The following is a 20,320-nucleotide window of genomic DNA, read 5'->3' as shown; positions in this document are numbered from 1 at the left end:
CGAATTCGAATGCAGCTTAAGCGCCATGACGGTCGCCCTCCAAGGCGTCTTCGATGTGTGCCGATTGCGCGGCTTGCGCGAGCGCCGATTGGCCTTCGCTGCCGTAGGCGATCGCATCCATGATCGCGGTCTCGCTCATGTCGGCGCCGTTCAGTTCGGCGACCGTGCGGCCGTCGCGGATCACGACCGCGCGATCGGCGACCGCGGTCAATTCTTCGAGCTCGGACGCGGACAGCAGTACCGCGAGCCCCGCGTCGCGCAACTCGCGCACGATCTTCGCGACGTCAGCTTTCGCGCCGACGTCGATGCCGCGCGTCGGCTCGTCGAGCAGCAGCAGCGCTGGCTCGGCCGCGAGCCAGCGCGCGAGCAGCACTTTCTGCTGGTTGCCGCCCGATAGCTCGCGGATCGGCTGATCGGCCGAACGCAGCTTGATGCCGAGCGACGTGATGAAGCGATCGACGATCGCCTGCTGCTTCTGCACGTCGACGATGCCGTTTTTCGCGAGCGTGCGCAGACAGACAAGCGTCAGGTTGTCGCGCACCGACAGCTCGGGGACGATGCCTTCGCCCTTGCGGTCTTCGGTCAGGTACGCGAGGCCGCGCGCGATCGCGTCCTGCGGCGACTTCAGCGCGACTTTCTCGCCGCCGATCGCCAGCGCGCCTTGTGCCAGCGGATCGGCGCCGAACATCAGCCGCATCGTTTCGGTGCGGCCCGAGCCGAGCAGACCGGCCAAGCCGACCGCCTCGCCCGCGTGCACGTCGAGCGACACGCCGTTGACCTTCGGCGGCGCGCCGAGCTGCGTCGCGCCGATCACCTGCTTGCCGCGCCTGGCGAGATTCGCTTCGCGCGCGGCCGTGTCGTCTTGCACGACTGCCGCGAGCGAGCGGCCGAGCATCGTCGTGACGAGCTGCAGCTTGTCCATCTCGACCATCGTGCTTTGCACGACCGTCTGGCCGTCGCGCATCACGGTCACGCGATCGCACAGCGCGTACAGCTCGTCGAGCCGGTGCGAGACGAAAATCACCGCGCGGCCGTCGTCGCGCAGCTTGCGCACGACGGTGAACAGCAGTTCGACTTCGCGCTCGTCGAGCGACGACGTCGATTCGTCCATGATCACCATCTTCGCGTCCGACGACACCGCGCGCGCAAGCGCCACCATTTGCTGGATCGCGGTCGAGTAACGACCGACCGGCTTTTTCACGTCGATCTGCAAACCGAACGAATCGAGCAGCGCGGCCGCGCGCTGCTGCACCGTGCGCCAGTCGATCAGACCGAAGCGGCGCGGCTCGCGGCCGAGAAAGATGTTTTCCGCTACCGAGCGGAACGGCACCAGGTTGATCTCCTGATAGATCGTGCTGATGCCCGCTTCGCGCGCCTGCTTGGGCGTGCGGAAATCGACCTCGAGGCCTTCGAATCTCACGCTGCCCGAGCCGCGCCGATAGGCGCCGGTCAGGATTTTGATCAGTGTCGATTTGCCGGCGCCGTTCTGGCCGATCAGCGCGTGCACTTCGCCCGCGGCGACGCTCAGATTCGCGCCGCGCAACGCGGGTACGCCGCCGAAGCTGATGCCGATGTCCTGCATCTCGAGCAGCGGCGAACGGGTAAGGGGGGAGTGTGGCGTCTCTTTGCCAGATTCCACGAGACTTCTCCTGATGCGGATGCTGTCGATATTGCCGACTGCGCTGTTGCTGGCGACGCGGGGTCCGTCGCGCCAGCGCGCCCGGCCCATGCTACGCCCGCATAAAAGCGAAGCGACGGTCCGTCGGTCACGGGCGCGTCGCTTCGAAGCCTTCCCACCACCCGCCCGACGAGGAGACATTCATGGAAGGCGGGCGACTTCCTGCTACAACGCCGAAGGGAGTCCCCGGGAAAATGATGCGCCCGGGGCGCTTCCCGATAATTGCGATCAGTAGCCGTACTGCATGTTCTGCTGCACGTTTTCCTTGTCGTAGAAGCGGTCGGACACCTTGATCCAGGTCGGGATCTTTTCACCCTTCGCATAGCGCTGCGCGACGTCGCAGGCGAGCGGGCCGAAGAACGGGCTCGATTGCACGCTCGCGCCGAGTTCGCCGGCCGCGATCGCGTCCATGCCGCCCTTGGTGCCGTCGATCGTGACGATCTGAATGTCCTTGCCGGGCTGCTTGCCGGCCGCCTTGATTGCGGCAATCGCGCCGAGCGCCATTTCGTCGTTGTGCGCGTACACGGCGGTCACGTCGGGATGCGCCTGCAACAGTGTTTCCATCACCTTGCGGCCGGTGTCGCGCGCAAAGTCGCCGCTTTGCGACGCGATGATCGTCATGCCGGGGTTCTTCGCGATGACTTCGTCGAAACCCTTCTTGCGATCGTTCGCGGCCGACGCACCCGTCGTGCCTTCGAGCTCGATGATCTTCGCCTTGCCGCCCGTCGCCTTGACGAGCCAGTCGGCGGCGCGGTGACCCTGATCGATGAAGTCCGAGCCGATGAACGTGATGTAGTCGCGGCCAGCCTTCGCCACCGACTGGTCGACGTCGCGGTCGACGAGGATCACCGGAATGCCGGCCTTCTTCGCCTGCAGCACGACCGGCGCGAGCGGCTTCTCTTCACGCGGCGGGAACACCAGAAGATCGACGTGCTGGGCGATCATGCTTTGAATGTCGGAGACCTGTTTGGAGTTGGAGCCGTTGGCGTCGGTCATCACGATCTGCCAGCCGCATTTCGCGGCGATGTCCTTGAAGCTCCGGGTTTCCGCGAGACGCCACGGGTTGTTGCTTTCGGTCTGCGCGAAGCCGACCTTCAACGGGGTTTTGGTCGGCAACTTCGGTAATGCGTCGTCGGCGTGCGCGGCCGCCGCGCCGACACCGATTGCCAGAGCCAGCAGCGAAGCTGCCAGCGGACGAATCTGCTGCTTTCGCGCGTGCATGCGCGACTGCGTATTGAGCGACGCCATGTCTTCCTCCAGTAACCGGTGACGGTTTATTTGCTTTTTGTGCTGCTCGGGATTGCCTCTGTCCAGTCGGGGCGCCGACGTTTTTTCGCCGGCGAGCCGTGCCGTCGGCTATGACCCACCGGTGCGCTTTCTTCCCGACCCGACGTGCCGATTATTCCACCAGGAATTATTATCGGTCAATCACTAATAATATTAGTTGTCACCGGTTTCGCCTCGGTGATTACCCTGACCGAGGTACGTTCGACCAGCGGTCCATCAAGCTTGACCGTGCGATGGCGCACCGGCGCGCCGGCCGCGCGGTTGTGCTCTTCCTGCAGCAGCGTTTCGACGGCCCAGCGGCCGAGTTCGTAGTTGGGCAGCACCACCGTCGACAGCGGCGGATGCGTGTGGCGCGCGATTTCCTGGTCGTCGTAGCCGAGCACCGACACGTCCTCGGGCACGCGCAGGCCGAGCTGCTTGAGCGCCTCGATCGCGCCGATCGCGCTCAGGTCGTTGGCGCAGAAGATCGCGGTGGGCGGATTGGCCTCGCGCATCAGCGACAGCGTCAGCTCGAAGCCGAGGCCCGAGCTCCAGTCGCCGTCGCGCACAAGTTCGGCCGCGAAAGGCAGATCGGCGGTCGCGAGCGCGGTGCGGTAGCCCTTCAGGCGGTCTTTCGCGGCGTCCTGCCACGGCTCGCCGTTGATGTAGCCGATGCGCCGGTGGCCGGCCTGCAGCAGGTACTCGGTCGCCAGATGGCCGCCCGCGACCTCGGCTGGCACCACGGACGAGAACGTGCTGTCGCCGGTGTAGCAGTTCAGCAGCACGGTCGGCACCTGCGACAGCGCGGCCGGCGGCGCGACCTTGCGCGTGTAGACGGTCGCGTAGATCACACCGAACACGTGCGGATTGGTGAGGACCGTGTCGAGTACCTGTTTTTCGATGTCGGCGTTGCCGTGCGTCGAGTAGACCGCGAGCATCTTGCCGCTCGCGTACGCGGCGTCGCGCGCGCCGTCGATGTTGACGACCGGGTGCGGGCTCGTCGAGATTTCGTCGGCCAGATAGACGATCAGGTTGCGCTCGTCGCTCGATGCCGCTACCGGCGCGCGCAGCGACAGCCGGTAGCCGAGGTCGTGCGCGGCCTTCAGCACGTTGTTGCGGGTCGCATCGGAGAATTTCGCGCCGGCCGCGTTGTTGAGCACCAGCGAAACGGTGGATTGCGACACGCCGGTGAGCTTGGCGATGTCGGTCATGGTGGGACGGCGTTGAGTCGATTTTTTCATTGTGCGGGCCGCGCGGAGGCGGCGCTGAAGCAGGGGAATGCCAGCGGCATCATGCTGCTGACGGTACCACTAATAATATGCGCCCGGCAACGCACGCTAACCCGCCATTTGGGAACCGAGCTGACGATCCGTTACCGGTGCTTTTTTAACGAATTTATTACTAATAATATTGACCGGTGGTGCGGTGTCGTGCGATTCTCGCTCGGGGCGGACTGAGGGGGTTCGCCGGCCGCGGGGTGCGCGGCACGTCAAAGGAGATATGAATGCACGTTGATACCGCTTTCCGCTCGCGGTTTCGCCTCGTCTGACCATGCGCGACGTTTCCCTGAATCTGCCCGCCCGCGCGAGGCACAGGCCATGACTCGATCGGCGACTCAACGCTCATGGCTCGACGATCCCGCGATCGCCGCGCGCCTCGTCACGTTGTCGGCCGGTGTGTTGCGAGCGGTGCTCGCGCCGGACGTTGGCGGCGCGCTCGCGGCGTTCTACGAAGTCACGCCGGAAGGTCGGTTGCACTGGCTGCGGCCGGCGCTGCCGGAAGCGTTCGAAGCGCGCGATGCGCTGCGCATGGCGAGTTTTCCGCTGTTCCCATACTGCAACCGGATTCGCGATGCGCGCTTCGCGTTCGACGGCGCGACGATCGATCTCGCCGGCAACGACCCGCGTTTCGCCCACGCGCTGCATGGCAATGCGTGGCGGCATCCGTGGCGCGTCGGCGCGCGCAGCGAAAGCGCGGTGGACCTGCACTTCGAGCACGAGCCCGATGCGAGCATGACCGGCGACTGGCCGTTTCGCTATCGCGCGCGGCAGCGTATCGAGTTGCGCGGTGGCGCGCTCCACATCACGATGTCCGCGCGCAATCTCGCCGACCGGCCGATGCCGTTCGGCATGGGCCATCATCCGTACTATCCGCGCACCGCGTCGACGCGCATCCATGCCGACGTGCAGGCGATGTGGCACGCGGACACCGACGTACTGCCGACGCATCTCGGCCCGCATCCGGCCGTCGACGCATTGCGCGCGGGCATGTCGCCCGATGCGTTCGATCTCGACAACAACTTTTCGAACTGGTCGCGCGTGGCGACGATCTCGTGGCCCGACGAGCGCCGCAATCTGACGATGCGTGCCGATGCGCCGTTCGATCATCTGGTCGTGTTCGCGCCGGCCAACGATCCGCAGCTATGCGTGGAACCGGTCACGAATACGACCGATTGCTTCAACACGGTTGGTACACAAGAACACGTCGGTGGCTGCGTATTGCAGCCGGGGGAGGAGATCGAAGCGGCGTTGAGCTGGACGCCGCTTCGCGAGTGAGGGGGACGCGCGTTCCGTTGGTGAAAGCTCAACCAACTGAAGCGCTCACTCCAGCCGCAACTTCGCCATATACGGCAAATGATCCGACAGCCACGCGGTCTCCTGCGCCGGCTGGATCCATTCGACCGGCTGCATGTCGCGCACGAACATCTTGTCGAGCGACAGCGCCGGCGAGAACGCCGGGAACGTGCGCGCCGGTTCGCCGAGCAGCGTCGCGACTTCCTGTAAGCCATGCTCGCGAAAGAGCGGCACCGAGTCGTTGCGCCAATCGTTGAAATCGCCGGCCAGCACGAGCGGACCGTCGGGGGCTTCCTTCGCGATCCAGTGCGCGATCCAGTCCATCTGCCGCAACCGCGCCGGACGCGTCAGCGCGAGGTGCGCACAGAGCAACGTGACGAGTCGTCCGCCGAACGTCGCACGCGCGACCAGCAGGCCGCGCTTTTCGAAGCGGTGCGCGGAGATGTCCCAGCGGCCGCCGAGATCGAGCGGATGCGGCGACAGGATCGCGTTGCCGTGCCGCCATGACGGCTTGAACACGTTCGGGCCGAGCGCGACTTCGAGTTCGAGCGCGCGCGCGATTTCGGTTGCCTGACAGTGCCATACGTCGGTCAGTGGATCGCCCATCGGCGTGCCGAAACTGCTCGCCAATACCGGCGACGGCATACGCCGCGCCATCGCTTCCTGCAGGAAGTATGCGTCCGCGTGGGTCGATTGAACCCAGCGCTGCATCGCCTGCCAGGCCTGAAAACCGAGCGGTGTGCGGCCCTTGTGCAGGTTCCAGCTCACCGCGACGAAATCGTTCGGCGCGAGGCTCTCGCGAATCAGTTCTTCTGGGTTTCGCATGCCGCGTTATCCACGTGTTCTGTTTGAGCGCGTCGGTAAGGCGCGCGGTTCCTGTCAGTTCGGATTGCTGCTGCCGGTCGCGGCGCCATTGCCGCTCATGCCGCCGTTCGTGCCGTTGCCGTTCGCACCATTGCTCACGACGTTCGCATGCACGCGGTACACGAGGTTCGGATTGTGATCGACGATCGTCCAGCTCGCCCATTGATCCGGCGGCACCACGAGACCCGGGTGGCTCGCGCTCACCTGGCGCGGCTGCGGCGGCAGCTTGCAGCCGATGTCGGTGCGCCGCGCATTGTCGTCCTCGAGCGTTTCCTGCGTGTCGATCGAAAACATCACGCCCTCTGGATCGACGCGCAGCGGCGACACCGTGATCGTGCGTGACAGATCGATGTTGCCGGCCGGCTGGTCCTTGCAGCCGACCTCGTGTTGCACGACCTGGTGATGCGTATCCGTGCGTGCCTGGCCGACGGTGGTGGTGCCGTCGAACGAATCGATCTGCTGGCCATCTTTCACCACCTGCAGCTGCCATTGCACGACCTGCTGCGCTGGCCGTTGTTGCGCGTGGGCGAGCAACGAAGCGCCAAGCAGCATGGCCACGATACTGGTTTTCCACATAAAAAGGATCTCCGCTCACGCGTCGGTTGCGTGGGTGCCTCGTAGCAATTAGAGAGCCATCTTACCCCCGATGGCCGCGACGATTTCTGACACGGTCGACGAGGTCCCGTTCAGCAACAATCCATTCCAGATAAGAATGGGATGCCAGCGATCGTTAGCAGCAGAGCCACATGACTGCTGGCTTGCACGCCTTTATGTCCTCGCTACACTGGACTCGAACCGGCGCTCACAAGGCGCCGCCGCTGCAGAATCAGCCAAACGGGGTGAGCGATGACGACAGCAATGGTCAAACAGGAAATCGCCGTGGCCTCGTTCAGCCGGGTGTATGACCTCGACGAGGTCGAAAGCGCGCTGAACGGTCTCGGCGAGGGCGCGAACGAGGCGCTGCGCACAACCTACGAAAAGATGCTGAAAACCGGCAATCTGCGATTCTGCGTGAAGCCGAACCGGATGCCGTCGATCGACGATCTGATCGGCGCGCTGCCCAATTTTTCCGCACCGCTCGACGACATCCGCAAGCAGGTCGCGCTGTGCCTCGAAACCGAGGACCGGCTCGAACTCATGCCGATCCTGTTGCTCGGCGAGCCGGGCATCGGCAAGACGCATTTCGCGAAGCAGCTCGCGCGCCTGCTCGGCACCGCGTACCAATACGTCGCGATGAGTTCGCTGACGGCGGGCTGGATTCTGTCGGGCGCGTCGTCGCAATGGAAGAACGCGAAGCCGGGCAAGGTGTTCGATGCACTCGTGAACGGCAGCTACGCGAACCCGGTGATCGCCGTCGACGAAATCGACAAGGCGAGCGGCGATTCGCAATACGATCCGCTCGGCGCGCTGTACGCGCTACTCGAACACGACACCGCCCAGAGCTTCATCGACGAGTTCGCCGAGATACCGATCAACGCGGGCAACGTGATCTGGATCGCGACTGCCAACGACGAACGCGCGATCCCCGAGCCGATCCTGAACCGCATGAACGTCTACGAGATCTCGCCGCCGGACCACGCCGGCGCGCGACGCATCGCGCAATCGATCTACGACGAGATCCGCGGCGCGCACAACTGGGGCCTGCGCTTTCCGGAGACGCTTGGCGATGCGACGCTCGATGCGCTCAAGCGGGCGTCGCCGCGTGAGATGCGCCGCGCGATCCTGAACGGCTTCGGCGCGGCGCGCATCGCGGGACGCGACCAGATCGAGCCCGCCGATATCCGCCTGGATTACGGAAACCGGCGAAAACCGATCGGTTTTTGAGGTTTTCGGTCGGTTTTTTGCACCAACGCCCCGCTTCTCTGGAATTTGGGGCGCTGTCCCGGCAAATTCGTACAGCCTGCGTGGTGAATGCCGCGGCAATTATTGCTACTTTCGATGTGGAGCGTGGAATCGAGCCAGCTTGCGCCGCCATCGCCTGGTCGGCGCGCTCGAAGGTTTGTCACTTCTGTCTGTACCGAGTCGTACAATTTTCCGTAGCGGTGATAAAAAGACATAAGCAGACCATCGGACAGATGCGTTCGACAACAAACGGAACGCGGCGGCGAGGTGCCGTACTTGTCTTCCTTCCATCGGCTGAACGAGGCAGCGCGCGGCCCAATGCGCCGCGTCAAAGGATATGGATCAGATCGAATGTGTAGTGATCGGCGCCGGTGTGATCGGCCTCTCGACGGCGCGCGCGCTGGCGGCGCGCGGGCGCGAGGTGATCGTGCTGGAGGCCGCCGACGCCATCGGCGTGGGCACGAGTTCACGCAACAGCGAAGTGATTCACGCGGGCATCTACTATCCGCGCGGATCGCTGAAGGCCACGCTGTGCGTGCGCGGCCGCGAAATGCTGTATGACTATTGCGCCGAGCGCAACGTGCCGCATTCGCGCTGCGGCAAACTGCTCGTCGCCACGTCGCGAAACCAGATTCCGCAGCTCGAAAGCATCATGGCCAAAGGGCGCGACAACGGCGTGCTCGACCTGATGCGCATCACCGGCGATCAGGCACAGGCGCTCGAACCGGCGCTCGAATGCGTGGAAGCGGTGTTTTCGCCGCAGACGGGGATCGTCGATAGTCATCAGTACATGCTCGCGCTGCAAGGCGATGCCGAGCGCGACGGCGCCGTGTGCGCGTTCCATGCGCCGGTCGAGGCGATCGAGGCTCACAACGGCCGTTTCACCATCGCGGTCGGCGGTGCGGCGCCCACCACGATCAGCGCTGCCTGCGTGATCAACAGCGCGGGTCTGCATGCGAACGCACTCGCGCGCAAGATTCGCGGACTCGACGCGCGCCACGTGCCGCCGCTCTACTTCGCGCGCGGCAATTACTTCAGCATGTCGGGGCGCGCGCCGTTCAGCCGCCTGATCTATCCGATGCCGAACGAAGCCGGCCTCGGCGTGCATCTGACGATCGACTTGGGCGGCCAGGCGCGCTTCGGTCCCGACGTCGAATGGGTCGACGCGATCAATTACGACGTCGATCCGCGTCGCGCGGAGTCGTTTTATGCGGCGATTCGCGCGTACTGGCCGGCCTTGCCCGATGGCGCGTTGCAGCCGGCGTACGCCGGTATTCGTCCGAAGTTGTCCGGCCCGGGCGAGCCCGCCGCGGACTTCGTGATCCAGGGGCCGGCCGCGCATGGCGTGCGCGGACTCGTCAATCTGTTCGGCATCGAGTCGCCGGGGTTGACGGCATCGCTTGCGATTGCGCAGCGGGTCTGCGAGCTGAGCGGGCGGGCTTGAAGCCGATTTGCACCGTACCGATCCGCTTATCTTTAGCATTTGGAATCTCACGGGCGACGGCTACGTTGCTATGCTTGGCGAACGCTGTCATTAGAACGGCGTTGATTCCCATATAAATGGAGTGCGTTCCCCATGAGATCTTCCCGTCGTACGTTTTTGATCACCAGCATCGGCGTGGCATCGACGCTCGCGTTGTCGCGCCAGGCGTTCGCCGACGCGCCGAAAGTCTCCGAAACCGATCCGACCGCGCAGGCGCTTGGCTACAAGGCGGACGCGAGCAAAGTCGACAAGGCGAAATTCGCCAAATACACGCCTGGCGAGCAATGCAGCAACTGCAGCTTCTTCCAGGGCAAGGCGGGCGACGCTTACGGCGGCTGCCCGATGTTCGCGGGCAAGCAGGTCGCGGCCACGGGATGGTGCAGCGCCTATAACAAGAAGGCCTGAGCAAGCCTGCGCTTGAGATGCTTGCAAGCACGCACGGGATGCGCCGCAATACCGCGGCGCATCCCGTGATTGTGCGCATCCTGGCGCTTCGCGCCGCGCGCGGCGCAGGCTGCGCTGCGCAAGCCGGGCCGGTTTTTCAAAGCTTCATTGCAGCGGGCCGTTGGACTTTTAGCGGCGCGCATTCATCAATGGTGGCCGCCTGTCGAACCACGGCCGTGCCGCCTCGAGTTGCGCGGCGAGTCTGAACAGGGTCGCCTCGCCGCCGATACGCGCCGCGAACTGCACGCCGATCGGCAGCCCGCGCGCATTCCAGTACAAAGGCACCGACATCGCCGGCTGGCCGCTAAGGTTGAACAGCTCCGTGCATCCGGCCCACGCGAATGCCTTGTTCGACGCTTCGAACAGCAGTTTCTTCATCAATCGTTCTAGCGGCATCGTGGTGACCGCGCGCATCTGCATGCGCTCGACCGAGCTTGGCCGCATCTCGCCGATCTTGATCGGCGCGGACGCGAGCGTCGCGCACAACAGCACGTCGTAGCGGTTCAGCAGGTCGGTCAGACGCGCGGTGATGCGGCGCTGTTCGTCGAGTGCGGCCGGCAAGCCCTGTTCGCCGAGCTTGCGGCCGACGTGCGCCATCGCCCATGTCGAAATTTCGAACTCGCCGCGCGTTGGCTTGTGGCCGGTGATGCGCTCAGCGTTCAGCACGAGGTCTTCGGCGGTTACCGACCACAGCGTCAGGAACGCATGACGGACCGCCGCGAAATCGACGCCGAGCGACACCGGCTCCAGACGATGGCCGAGTGAGCTCGCGAGTTGCGCGGCGTCGTCGAGCGCGGCGCGCGCATCGGCCGATAACGACGACGCGAGCATCGGCTCGGTCACGTAGGCGATCGTCAGCGGTTTGCACGGCTCGCGCGTCGCGCCGAGAAAGGTGCCGGGCGCGCCGGTCGGCCGCTCGGCGTTGCCGGCCAGCAGATCGAGCAGCAACGCGCTGTCGCGCACGCTGCGCGACACGGCGTGATCGATGCCGAGTTCGCCGGCGCTGGCCTGCGCCGCGCGCGGCACGCGACCGCGCGAGGGTTTCAGGCCGAACAGTCCGCAGCACGACGCCGGAATCCGGATCGAACCGCCGCCGTCCGACGCATGCGCGAGCGGTACGATGCCGGCAGCGACCGCCGCCGCCGCGCCGCCGCTCGAACCGCCCGGCGTGTGATCGATGTTCCACGGATTACGGCACGCACCAAATAGTTCGGGCTCCGTATAAGGCATCTGGCCGAGCTCGGACGTGCTGGTCTTCGCGAAGATATTCAGACCCGCCGCTTTCGCGAGCGCGACGACCGGCGCATCCTGAGTCGGAATGAAATGGCGGTAGTGTCGGCTGCCCATTGCCATGGGCAGTCCCGCAACGGGCGCGCCGAGATCCTTGATCAGGAACGGCACGCCGGCGAGCGCGGCGTGGGCGGTGGAGTTGTCCGTGCCGTTCGCGCCGTCGACGGTATTCGCGCGATTCGCGTCTTCGCGCGACGCACGTTGGCGGGCCGCATCGTAGTCCTTCAGAACGACCGCGTTGATCGCGGGATTGACGGCCTCGGTGCGCGAGATCGCGACGTCGATCAATTCGCGCGCGCTGACCTGGCGCGTGCGCACGAGTTCGGCGAGGCCGATGGCGTCATGAGCGAGATAGTCTGATTGCACGTCGGTTGAGCCTCGCGGTCGGTTGGCATGCTGCGTCGAATTCGTGGCCGGCCATGCAGGCGCGACTGGGGCGTTTCGCTCGGCATCGCGTTGCCCCGCTCGCGCGTCGCACATGTGAAAAGACGGCGTGTCGGCCGACACGCCGTCTTGCACAGAGTACCCGAGTTGAGCGCCGACGTGACTCATGTGAATTCGAGTGCGCACTTCAAATGCGCGAGCTTGCGATCACATGCGCAACGCGGCGGTCCGACTGAATGCCGGAACCGCGGATTACATCCGCTCGCCGAGGAAGGTCAGCGTGCGGCCATGCGCCAATGCCGACGCGTGCTGGTTGTACGACGCACGCTCCGAGCAGTTGAAACCGTGATCGGCGTTCGGGTAGATGTTGAATTGCACGTCGGCCCGACCCGCGAAGCGCTCCTGAATCTGACCGATGTCCGACGGCAGAATATGCGCGTCGAGCTCGCCGTAGTGGAACTGCATCGGCACCTTGATGTTCGCGGCTTTGTCGAGATGGTTATGGATGCCGCCGCCGTAGTAGGCGACAGCGGCGTCGACCGAACCGGCCGCCGCGGCCAGATAGGCGAGACGGCCGCCGAAGCAGTAGCCGATCGCCGCGATCTTGCCGGTCACTTCCGGCAGCGCGCGCAAGGCGGCCGCGGCGGCGCCGAGGTCGGCGACCGCGTCGTCGACCTTGGTTTTCTGCATCAGCTCGATGCCCTTTTCGCGATCCTTGCCGTCATACGTCAATTCGACGCGCGGCTGCACGCGCCAGAACACGTCCGGGGCGAGCGCGACATAGCCGTCCTGCGCGTACTGATCCGCGACAGAGCGGATATGGCCGTTCACGCCGAAGATTTCCTGAATGATGATGACGGCCGGTCCCTTGCCGCCCTTCGGCAGCGCGAGGTAGCCGCCGAAACTGTCGTTGCCGGCGGGGATGTCGATCCATCGGGAAGTCGTGCTCATGCTGTTCTCCATTGACTCGCGCGACCGCCGCGCGAGGTCGGTGTGTACGAAACGCTCAAGGCCACGAGGCCCTGCAACGGGCGCTTAGTTTGCCATCAAAAGAACCGCCTTGCAGCGAGGCGGGACGGGTCCTCGCGGGTGATGCGGCGTGCTTCGATTCTCGTAAGGCGATTGAAACGATCTCGATAATTCATTTCTCCGCGATGGCGCGTGTCGGTACAGTGTCGGTACAGTCAGCGCGTGATGGCTCGCGCGTGTCAGCGCCTCTCGCGAACAGGTTGGCGAGCGCATGAATCAGCACATCGCCGGCTTTGCGCCGGAAGGAAACGAACATGAATGAAGACAGTTTCGTGACGCCGTTCGCCGAGCACTTCCAGATGCGGGTACCCGTCGTGCAGGCGCCGATGGCCGGCGGCGCGACGACGCCGGCGCTCGTCGCGGCGGTATCCAATGCGGGCGGACTTGGTTTTCTCGCGGGGGCGGCGCTGGCACCCGAGAAGATCGCGAGCGAGGTCGCGGCGATTCGCGCGCTGACCGATCGCCCGTTCGGCGTGAATCTGTTCGTGCTCGATCCGGTCTCGCCCGATGAAGCCACCGTGCGCCGCGCGCTCGACGCAATCGATCCGCTGCGCGCCGATCTCGGCTTGCCGCCGGGACAGCCGCTCGCACGCTATGCGCCTGACTTTCGCGCGCAACTGGAAACGCTGATCGAATTGCGGGTGCCGGTCGCCGGCTTTACGTTCGGACTGCTAGCAGCGGACGACGTCGAGCGTTTGCACGCGAGCGGCAGCTATGTAGTTGGGACTGCGACGCATGTTGCCGAAGGCATCGCGTGGCGCGATGCGGGCGCCGATGCCGTCGCCGCGCAGGGCGCGGAGGCGGGCGCGCATCGCGGCACGTTCATCGGCGCATTCGAAGATGCGCTGGTCGGCACGATGGCGCTCGTGCCGCAACTGGTCGACGCGACCGGGCTGCCGGTGCTCGCGGCCGGCGGCATCATGGACGGTCGCGGCATCGTCGCGGCACTCGCGCTGGGCGCGCAAGCCGCGGTGATGGGCACCGCGTTTCTGACCACCCGCGAGAGCGCGATCCCCGAGGTATGGAAAACCCGCGTGCGCGGCATGTCAGATACCTCGACCACGGTGACGCGCGCGATCACGGGCCGCCACGCGCGCGGCATCCGCAATCCGTTGATGCAGCGTTTGCGCGAATCGGCGGACAGCATCGCGCCGTATCCGGTGCAAAACGCGTTGACGCAGGAGCTGCGGCAAAGCGCGGCGCGTGCGCAGAACGGCGATTACCTGTCGTTGTGGGCGGGGCAGGGTGCGCCGCTTGGCCACGCGCGCGCCGAAGCAATCGGCGCGATCGAACTGATGGCGCAACTCGAGCAGGAATGGCAGGCGGCCTCCGTGCGAATCGCCGCGTTCTTGCGTTGATTGCATTGCCGATTTAAGGCTGATTTAAGTCTTTTACCGCACTCACAATCCTGTGCGGCACGCCACATTTTTGAGTCGAAAAACCCTTCGAATCATATGTGACAGAAGCCGGAAAAAGGCTAAATCCGCGCCCGCGGAGAAACTTCCAAATTAGCGGAAACCCGCATGGGCTGGGGCTTTCCGGCCCGCTCGCCCAAGCCGCGAGCGGTTCGCCCGGGAACTGCGCTATTAGTGTTGTTCCCACTTTCTCAAAAAATTCCCCCAAATTAATTTGATGGCCTACACTTGCGCGCAAGTACGGTTTGCCAACTGTCACAAACAGTCCGGTAAACGTACTGGCCAAGTGCATGAACGATGCAACCGGCGTGGTCGTCCACGGGACTGAGCGACACGTGTAGGGGAAGCGGGGCACAGGGCGATTACGTTGTTTTGACCGAAACTGGAGACTTACATGAACATCAAAATTCAAAAGCTGTTGCCGATCAGCGCCGCGGCGCTGCTGTTCGCGACGTTGGCAACATCGGCCGCGGCCGACACGGTCGTCAAGATCGGTCACGTCGCGCCGTTGACTGGCGGTATCGCTCACCTGGGGAAGGACAACGAAAACGGCGCGCGCCTCGCCATCGAGGAAATCAACGCGAAGGGTCTGACGATCGGCGGCCAGAAGGTCACGCTGCAACTCGACGCGCAGGACGACGCGGCTGACCCCCGCACGGCTACGCAGGTTGCGCAGAAGCTCGTCGACGACAAGGTCGTCGCCGTGGTCGGCCACCTGAACTCGGGCACCTCGATCCCGGCATCGAAGATCTATAGCGATGCGGGCATCGTGCAGATCTCGCCGTCGGCAACGAACCCGGCCTATACGCAGCAAGGCTTCAAGACGACCTACCGCGTCGTCGCGACCGATGCTCAGCAAGGCCCGGCTCTCGCGAACTACGCGGCGAAGGGCATGAAGGTGAAGAGCGTCGCGATCGTCGACGACTCGACCGCTTACGGCCAGGGTCTCGCGAACGAATTCGAGAAGACGGCGAAGTCGCTCGGTATGAACGTCGTGTCGCACGACGCGACGAACGACAAGGCCGTCGACTTCCGCGCGATTCTGACGAAGATCAAGGGTGAAAATCCCGACGCGATCATGTACGGCGGCATGGACGCGACCGGCGGCCCGTTCGCCAAGCAGGCGAAGCAGCTCGGCCTGCGCGCGAAGGTGCTGGCAGGTGACGGCGTGTGTACCGACAAACTGTCGGACCTGGCCGGCGACGCAACCGACAACATCGTCTGCTCGGAAGCCGGCATGGCGCTCGAAAAGATGGCGGGCGGCAAGGCGTTCGAAACGAAGTACGAGAAGCGCTTCGGCCAGCCGATCCAGATTTACGCGCCGTTCACGTATGACGCGGTGTACATCATCGTCGACGCGATGAAGCGCGCTAACTCGACCGATCCGGCGAAGATCCTGGCAGCGATGCCGACGACCGACTACAAGGGCGTGATCGGCGAAACGACGTTCGACTCGAAGGGCGACCTGCAGCACGGCGTGATCTCGCTGTACAACTACAAGCAAGGCAAGAAGACGCTGCTCGACGTCGTGAAGATGTAAATTCGGTGTGGTCGAAGGCGGCGTCGGGCCGCACTTCGATTTGCCGCTAAAGAGGCACGTGGGCCGCAGGCTTGCGTGCCTCTTCTTTTTGGCGTTGCGTTTGCGTCAGATCTTCAAACGCCGCAGCACCTTCGGCCCGACGAGCGCGATCATCGCGGCGCACACAGCGACGACCGACAGCCCGATCGTCAGATTGGTCACCTGCGCGACCGCACCGATGATCACCGGTCCGAGCAGCAACCCGAAATAAGCCAGCCCCGCGACGTGCGCGAGCCCCTCGGCCGCGTGGATGCCCTTCACGCTCGCGGCCGCGGCGAACAGCACCGGCATCATGTTCGCGAGGCCCAGGCCAATCAGCGCAAAGCCGGCGAGCGCGGCCACCGGATTCGGCAGCAGCAGCGCGTCGACCATCCCGGCGCAGGCGAGCGCCGCGCTGATCATCACGAGTTGCGGCGCGCCGAAGCGGGCACGCACCGCGTCGCCGGCAAAGCGCGCTGCCGCCATGCCGCCGGAAAACGCCGCGTAGGCGGCGCTGGCGAGCGCGGGCGTCGAGAGCACGACATCGCGCATATAGACCGTGGCCCAGTCGTACATCGCGCCTTCGGCGATCAGCGCGACCAGCGCCATCGTGCCGAGCGCCCACAACGCCGGCGAGCGCCAGCGGCTCGCGCGCGGCGTCGCAGCATCGGGATGCTCGGCGTGCGGCACGTGCGGCAGCACGGACGGGCACGCGAGCACCAGCACGAGCGCGCTGGCCGCCGCGGCGAGCGCGAGATGCAGAGCCGGCGCCATGCCGCGCGACAGCAGCGCCCCGCCCACCGCCGCGCCGAACATGCCGCCAAGGCTGAACATCCCGTGCAGCGACGACATGATCGGCTTGCCGAGCGCCTTTTCGACGGCGCTCGCTTCGGCGTTCATCGCGACGTCGAGCGTGGCCATGCCCGCGCCGAAGACGGCCAGCACGATCAGCAGGATCCAGTACGCCGGCACGACGAGGATCAGCGCGGCGCAGGCGGCCATCGCGAGGCCGCCGGTCAGGCAGGCGCGGCGCGTGCCGACCCGCGCGATCCACGACGCATTGGTCACCATCGCGCCGATCGATCCGCCCGCCACCGCGAACAATGCGAACGACAGCATCGCCGGATTCAGATGGAAGCGGTCGCGCACCGTCGGCACGTGCACGCCCCACGACGCGTACATCATACCGGCGATAAAAAATAGCGCCATCGTGGCAATGCGTGCGCGTTGCCGTGCGGTGACAGACAGATTACGATGCGCGGCGGGCAGGACGGCGAATTCGGAGGCTTGGTGATCGGGCACGGAGATCTCGAGGCGAAGTGCGCGAGAAAGCGCATTGAAAGCGGATCTTCGATTCTATCGAAGCGTGGTGGCGAATGCTTGGAGCCGTGGGATCCGGCGCATACGATTGATAGGCTGGGGACGCAACCTGGCGGTATTGCCGGCTGTCATGCCATGGCACGCCGCAGTTGGTTTTTGCATTGCCGTGCGCGGCGGCTTTTCTACCACTCGCCGCTTTCCGTTCATTCCTTAATTCACCGAGGAACGCTCAGTTGAACATTCCGGCTCACGCTCCGCTGCATCTGCTGCACACGGCCACGATCGGCACGCTTGCCACGCACGCTCGCCAGCCCGAGGGCTTTCCGTATCCGTCGGTGCTGCCGTTCGCGCCGGACCCGCGGCATCGTCCGACGATCCTCGTGAGCCGGCTCGCGGAGCACACGCACAATCTGCACACCGATCCGCGCGCCGGTTTTCTGGCCGTCGACGCACCCGACGGCGACGTGCTGGGCGGCCAGCGCGTCACGCTGCTTGGCCGCTTCGGGCCGGTCGGCTCGAGCCCGGAACTGGCGCGGCGCTACCTGCGCTATCACCCGGACGCGGCGCGCTACCTCATGCTGGGCGATTTCACGTTCTGGATCATGGAGGTCCAGCGGCTGCGCTACATCGGCGGCTTTGGCGCGATGGGCTGGCTCGACGGCGCCGAGCTCGATCCGCTGCCGCCGCTTGCAGTCGGCGAGGAGGACGCGCTGATCGGGGAATTCGGTCACCGGCTGAGTGGCGCGGGCGGCGTCGAATTGCTGGGTGTCGACCGTTATGGCGCCGATCTGAAACGCAACGGCGTGCGCCACCGTTTCGCATTCGATGGCGCCCGGTCCGATACCGGGACATTGCACGCCGCGCTCGAAGTCTGCATCGAGCGGCATGCGGATTAAGCATTTATCGTTTATCGGGAAAGCACGCATGCGCCAGTCGCGACGAACGGCGTCCTTGTCTCAATAGTGCGCGGCTTATCCAAGCCAAAGCTTTCATGCCGTGAAATGTTCGATGCGCAATAGACGGCTCAAGTCTCATTTCTTGATAGTTAAATCGTGTAAATATGCATACCAGTGGACTTTTTCAGCGACATGCGAAATCAGCGATTTGAAAGGCCGTAGTCCGGCCCAAAAGCAGCGCAGGAAACTTTTTGAAACGAATTTAAATTAATTTTTTCCGGTTGCTTATCCAGCCTTTCTATTTTGTGTTAATCTCGCCGTCAAATTCCGAGGCATGAAACCTTCAAAGGCGAGTCGGCAAAAGACCGGCGGTCATTTATCCATACCACAAGGGAACCTATGTCTTCTTACAAAGAACTGCTCGCGCAGCGCGAGAAGCTCGAAAAGCAGATTGAAGAAGCGAAGTCGCGCGAATACGCGGAAGTCTTGAATGAAATCAAGCAGAAGATGGCGGATTACGGCATTTCGCTGAGCGAACTCGGCGGCGGCCGCGCACCGAAAGGCGCTAAAGCGAGCCGACCGCGCGCAGGCGTCGCGCCTAAATATCGCGATCCGGAAAGCGGCAGCACATGGTCCGGTCGCGGCAAGCCGCCGCGCTGGATTGCAGGTCTTGATCGCGAAAAGTTTCTGATCCAGAAGTAATCACGATCAGGCGGGCAGTGAGGGTTGGCCGCGCGCAATACGAATGGCGGCAATCCACCGCATTTATAGCCTGCTGCAGAATCTCAAAAAGCCGCGCACCGTTCAGGGCGCGGCTTTCGTCGTTTGCGGCGCCGAGTTTTTTTGTCACATGCGCTTCAGGCAACTGGAACGCGAATGCTTTTCGTTTAGATAAGCACCTGATTTAAAAAGGTTTTTTTCCGCTTTTCCCTGCGAGCGCGATTCGCGGCGGGTACAATAACGGTAATTGACCTTTCCGCCTCTTCAGCATGCAGTCCGCCGTGATCGCCCAAACCACCGAGAAACAACGCGTTGCGCGCAAAAGTACTTTTGCGAGTATTGCGCTCAATAGCGTGTTGATGACGCTGCAAATCGCCATCGGCACGATCGCGCATTCGCAGGCGCTAGTTGCCGACGGTATCCATTCTCTTGCCGATCTTATTTCCGATTTTGTCGTGCTGATTGCCAATCGGCACAGCGGGGCCAAGCCCGACGCGGATCACAATTACGGGCATAGCCGTTATGAGACGGTGGCGTCGTTATTTCTCGGCGCGCTGCTGATCTCGGTCGGCGTCGGCATGTTGTGGCGCGCCGGTACGCGGCTCGCAGACCTGCAAAATATTCCCGCCGTGCACATGAGCGCGCTCGCGGTCGCGGCGCTCGTGCTGGTCTGCAAGGAAGCGCTGTTTCGCTACATGCTGCGCGAGGCGAAGCGTGTGCGTTCCGCGATGCTGATCGCGAACGCATGGCACGCGCGCTCGGACGCGGCGTCGTCGCTGGTGGTGGGGATCGGCGTGATCGGCAGTCTCGCCGGCTTGCGGTTGCTCGACCCGATCGCAGCGGCCATCGTCGGCTTCATGGTCGCGCGCATGGGCTGGACCTTCGGTTGGGACGCGCTGCAGGATCTGTCGGACCGCGCGCTCGACGAAACCGCCGCGGCCGACATGCGCGCATTGCTGATGGCCACCCCCGGCGTGCGTGACGTGCACGAAATGCGTACGCGCAAGATGGGCGATTTCGCGCTCGTCGACGCGCACATTCTGGTCGATCCAATGATTTCGGTATCGGAAGGGCATTACATCGCGGAGTCGGCGCGTCTGCGTGTGCTGACCGACAAGCGCGTGCTCGACGCGCTGATCCACGTCGATCCGGAAAACGATGCGCTCGCGCATCCACCGGTCGATCTGCCGCCGCGGGAGCGCGTGACCGCCGAGGTCGACGCGGCGCTGGCGGCCTGGGGCTTGCAGGCCGCTGCGATAAATCTGCATTACCTGAGCACCGGGCTCGACGTGGAGGTGGTGTTACCGGCGGCGGCGTCCGTTGAAGGGCGCGCTGCAGACGGCCCAGAGGCCGCGCGTCTGCTGGAAAGCGAGGCGCAGTCGCTTGGGCGCGTCGATCTGGAGGCGCTCAAGCGTCGTCTCGGCGCGCGCAAGCTAGACGTGCTGCTGCAACGGGATATCTCGGCCGCGCAAGGCGGTTCGGCGGCGGAACTCAAGACTGGCGTCGCCCCCGGCGGTCGGTCAATTGCCACGGAGCCTCACAACGCCGCCTGAGTCCG

Annotated in this window: 17 protein-coding genes; 9 read left to right on the top strand and 8 right to left on the bottom strand. The window is 64.4% G+C overall.

The window, feature by feature from the left end; all coding sequences use genetic code 11:
• Nucleotides 1-16: 16 nt before the first annotated feature.
• The 3 genes from OKW44_RS26380 to OKW44_RS26370 all read right to left on the bottom strand — a co-directional run bounded on the left by OKW44_RS26380 (nt 17) and on the right by OKW44_RS26370 (nt 4,155).
• The gene (locus OKW44_RS26380) at nt 17-1,582 is read right to left on the bottom strand and encodes a sugar ABC transporter ATP-binding protein (protein WP_018419140.1); all 1,566 of its coding nucleotides are present in this window, start codon (nt 1,580-1,582) and stop codon (nt 17-19) included.
• Nucleotides 1,583-1,906: 324 nt separating this feature from the next.
• Nucleotides 1,907-2,926: an ABC transporter substrate-binding protein gene (locus tag OKW44_RS26375; RefSeq protein ID WP_018419141.1), complete on the bottom strand. Its 1,020-nt coding sequence runs from the start codon at nt 2,924-2,926 to the stop codon at nt 1,907-1,909.
• A gap of 176 nt (nt 2,927-3,102) precedes the next feature.
• Nucleotides 3,103-4,155 carry a LacI family DNA-binding transcriptional regulator gene (locus tag OKW44_RS26370; RefSeq protein ID WP_018419142.1) on the bottom strand — a complete coding sequence of 351 codons (1,053 nt, stop codon included), beginning with the start codon at nt 4,153-4,155 and terminating at the stop codon, nt 3,103-3,105.
• 387 nt (nt 4,156-4,542) lie between these two features.
• On the opposite strand from OKW44_RS26370, the gene OKW44_RS26365 reads away from it, so the two are divergent.
• A complete protein-coding gene (locus tag OKW44_RS26365; protein ID WP_018419143.1) occupies nt 4,543-5,499 on the top strand; it encodes an aldose 1-epimerase in 957 nt (318 codons plus the stop codon).
• Nucleotides 5,500-5,544: 45 nt separating this feature from the next.
• Here OKW44_RS26365 and OKW44_RS26360 read toward each other — a convergent pair whose 3' ends face one another.
• On the bottom strand, nt 5,545-6,342 hold the full coding sequence (locus OKW44_RS26360; protein WP_018419144.1) for an endonuclease/exonuclease/phosphatase family protein: 798 nt from the start codon (nt 6,340-6,342) through the stop codon (nt 5,545-5,547).
• A gap of 54 nt (nt 6,343-6,396) precedes the next feature.
• Complete coding sequence (locus OKW44_RS26355) at nt 6,397-6,957, bottom strand: hypothetical protein (protein WP_018419145.1); 561 nt, start codon at nt 6,955-6,957, stop codon at nt 6,397-6,399.
• Between the two features lie 270 nt (nt 6,958-7,227).
• Between OKW44_RS26355 and OKW44_RS26350 the strand changes: the two genes are divergently transcribed.
• The 3 genes from OKW44_RS26350 to OKW44_RS26340 all read left to right on the top strand — a co-directional run bounded on the left by OKW44_RS26350 (nt 7,228) and on the right by OKW44_RS26340 (nt 10,111).
• Entirely contained in the window at nt 7,228-8,205 is a 978-nt protein-coding gene (locus OKW44_RS26350; protein WP_018419146.1) for an AAA family ATPase, read from the top strand.
• 355 nt (nt 8,206-8,560) lie between these two features.
• Entirely contained in the window at nt 8,561-9,667 is a 1,107-nt protein-coding gene (locus OKW44_RS26345; RefSeq protein WP_018419147.1) for an NAD(P)/FAD-dependent oxidoreductase, read from the top strand.
• Between the two features lie 132 nt (nt 9,668-9,799).
• On the top strand, nt 9,800-10,111 hold the full coding sequence (locus OKW44_RS26340; RefSeq protein ID WP_026225561.1) for a high-potential iron-sulfur protein: 312 nt from the start codon (nt 9,800-9,802) through the stop codon (nt 10,109-10,111).
• Between the two features lie 168 nt (nt 10,112-10,279).
• Here the strand turns inward: OKW44_RS26340 and OKW44_RS26335 are convergent, their stop codons facing one another.
• Nucleotides 10,280-11,806, bottom strand: a complete 1,527-nt coding sequence (locus tag OKW44_RS26335) for an amidase (protein WP_026225562.1) — start codon at nt 11,804-11,806, stop codon at nt 10,280-10,282.
• 270 nt (nt 11,807-12,076) lie between these two features.
• Complete coding sequence (locus tag OKW44_RS26330; RefSeq protein ID WP_018419150.1) at nt 12,077-12,775, bottom strand: dienelactone hydrolase family protein; 699 nt, start codon at nt 12,773-12,775, stop codon at nt 12,077-12,079.
• Nucleotides 12,776-13,107: 332 nt separating this feature from the next.
• Between OKW44_RS26330 and OKW44_RS26325 the strand changes: the two genes are divergently transcribed.
• Nucleotides 13,108-14,211, top strand: a complete 1,104-nt coding sequence (locus tag OKW44_RS26325) for an NAD(P)H-dependent flavin oxidoreductase (protein ID WP_018419152.1) — start codon at nt 13,108-13,110, stop codon at nt 14,209-14,211.
• A gap of 451 nt (nt 14,212-14,662) precedes the next feature.
• Nucleotides 14,663-15,808: a branched-chain amino acid ABC transporter substrate-binding protein gene (locus OKW44_RS26320; protein WP_018419153.1), complete on the top strand. Its 1,146-nt coding sequence runs from the start codon at nt 14,663-14,665 to the stop codon at nt 15,806-15,808.
• A gap of 105 nt (nt 15,809-15,913) precedes the next feature.
• On the opposite strand, the gene OKW44_RS26315 is transcribed toward OKW44_RS26320, so the two are convergent.
• Complete coding sequence (locus OKW44_RS26315; protein ID WP_018419154.1) at nt 15,914-17,128, bottom strand: MFS transporter; 1,215 nt, start codon at nt 17,126-17,128, stop codon at nt 15,914-15,916.
• A gap of 251 nt (nt 17,129-17,379) precedes the next feature.
• Between OKW44_RS26315 and OKW44_RS26310 the strand changes: the two genes are divergently transcribed.
• From OKW44_RS26310 to OKW44_RS26300, 3 genes are all read left to right on the top strand, one after another.
• The gene (locus OKW44_RS26310; RefSeq protein ID WP_018419155.1) at nt 17,380-18,042 is read left to right on the top strand and encodes a HugZ family pyridoxamine 5'-phosphate oxidase; all 663 of its coding nucleotides are present in this window, start codon (nt 17,380-17,382) and stop codon (nt 18,040-18,042) included.
• A gap of 399 nt (nt 18,043-18,441) precedes the next feature.
• The gene (locus OKW44_RS26305) at nt 18,442-18,744 is read left to right on the top strand and encodes an H-NS histone family protein (RefSeq protein ID WP_008921239.1); all 303 of its coding nucleotides are present in this window, start codon (nt 18,442-18,444) and stop codon (nt 18,742-18,744) included.
• Between the two features lie 287 nt (nt 18,745-19,031).
• Nucleotides 19,032-20,315, top strand: a complete 1,284-nt coding sequence (locus OKW44_RS26300) for a cation diffusion facilitator family transporter (RefSeq protein ID WP_018419157.1) — start codon at nt 19,032-19,034, stop codon at nt 20,313-20,315.
• The last annotated feature ends 5 nt before the right edge of the window (nt 20,316-20,320 follow it).

Source organism: Paraburkholderia lebeckiae, from assembly GCF_050436325.1.
GTDB lineage: Bacteria > Pseudomonadota > Gammaproteobacteria > Burkholderiales > Burkholderiaceae > Paraburkholderia > Paraburkholderia tuberum.
The sequence above is the reverse complement of the archived record's forward strand: the minus strand, read 5'-3'. Positions and strand labels throughout refer to the sequence as shown.

What these genes read in the sequence shown, in the direction of transcription:
- OKW44_RS26320 (WP_018419153.1), top strand. Translation starts at nt 14,663, where the DNA reads ATGAACATCAAAATTCAAAAGCTGTTGCCGATCAGCGCCGCGGCGCTG.
- OKW44_RS26370 (WP_018419142.1), bottom strand. Translation starts at nt 4,155, where the DNA reads ATGACCGACATCGCCAAGCTCACCGGCGTGTCGCAATCCACCGTTTCG.
- OKW44_RS26330 (WP_018419150.1), bottom strand. Translation starts at nt 12,775, where the DNA reads ATGAGCACGACTTCCCGATGGATCGACATCCCCGCCGGCAACGACAGT.
- OKW44_RS26360 (WP_018419144.1), bottom strand. Translation starts at nt 6,342, where the DNA reads ATGCGAAACCCAGAAGAACTGATTCGCGAGAGCCTCGCGCCGAACGAT.
- OKW44_RS26305 (WP_008921239.1), top strand. Translation starts at nt 18,442, where the DNA reads ATGTCTTCTTACAAAGAACTGCTCGCGCAGCGCGAGAAGCTCGAAAAG.
- OKW44_RS26380 (WP_018419140.1), bottom strand. Translation starts at nt 1,582, where the DNA reads ATGCAGGACATCGGCATCAGCTTCGGCGGCGTACCCGCGTTGCGCGGC.
- OKW44_RS26365 (WP_018419143.1), top strand. Translation starts at nt 4,543, where the DNA reads ATGACTCGATCGGCGACTCAACGCTCATGGCTCGACGATCCCGCGATC.
- OKW44_RS26345 (WP_018419147.1), top strand. Translation starts at nt 8,561, where the DNA reads ATGGATCAGATCGAATGTGTAGTGATCGGCGCCGGTGTGATCGGCCTC.
- OKW44_RS26325 (WP_018419152.1), top strand. Translation starts at nt 13,108, where the DNA reads ATGAATGAAGACAGTTTCGTGACGCCGTTCGCCGAGCACTTCCAGATG.
- OKW44_RS26355 (WP_018419145.1), bottom strand. Translation starts at nt 6,957, where the DNA reads ATGTGGAAAACCAGTATCGTGGCCATGCTGCTTGGCGCTTCGTTGCTC.
- OKW44_RS26340 (WP_026225561.1), top strand. Translation starts at nt 9,800, where the DNA reads ATGAGATCTTCCCGTCGTACGTTTTTGATCACCAGCATCGGCGTGGCA.
- OKW44_RS26350 (WP_018419146.1), top strand. Translation starts at nt 7,228, where the DNA reads ATGACGACAGCAATGGTCAAACAGGAAATCGCCGTGGCCTCGTTCAGC.
- OKW44_RS26375 (WP_018419141.1), bottom strand. Translation starts at nt 2,926, where the DNA reads ATGGCGTCGCTCAATACGCAGTCGCGCATGCACGCGCGAAAGCAGCAG.
- OKW44_RS26300 (WP_018419157.1), top strand. Translation starts at nt 19,032, where the DNA reads ATGCAGTCCGCCGTGATCGCCCAAACCACCGAGAAACAACGCGTTGCG.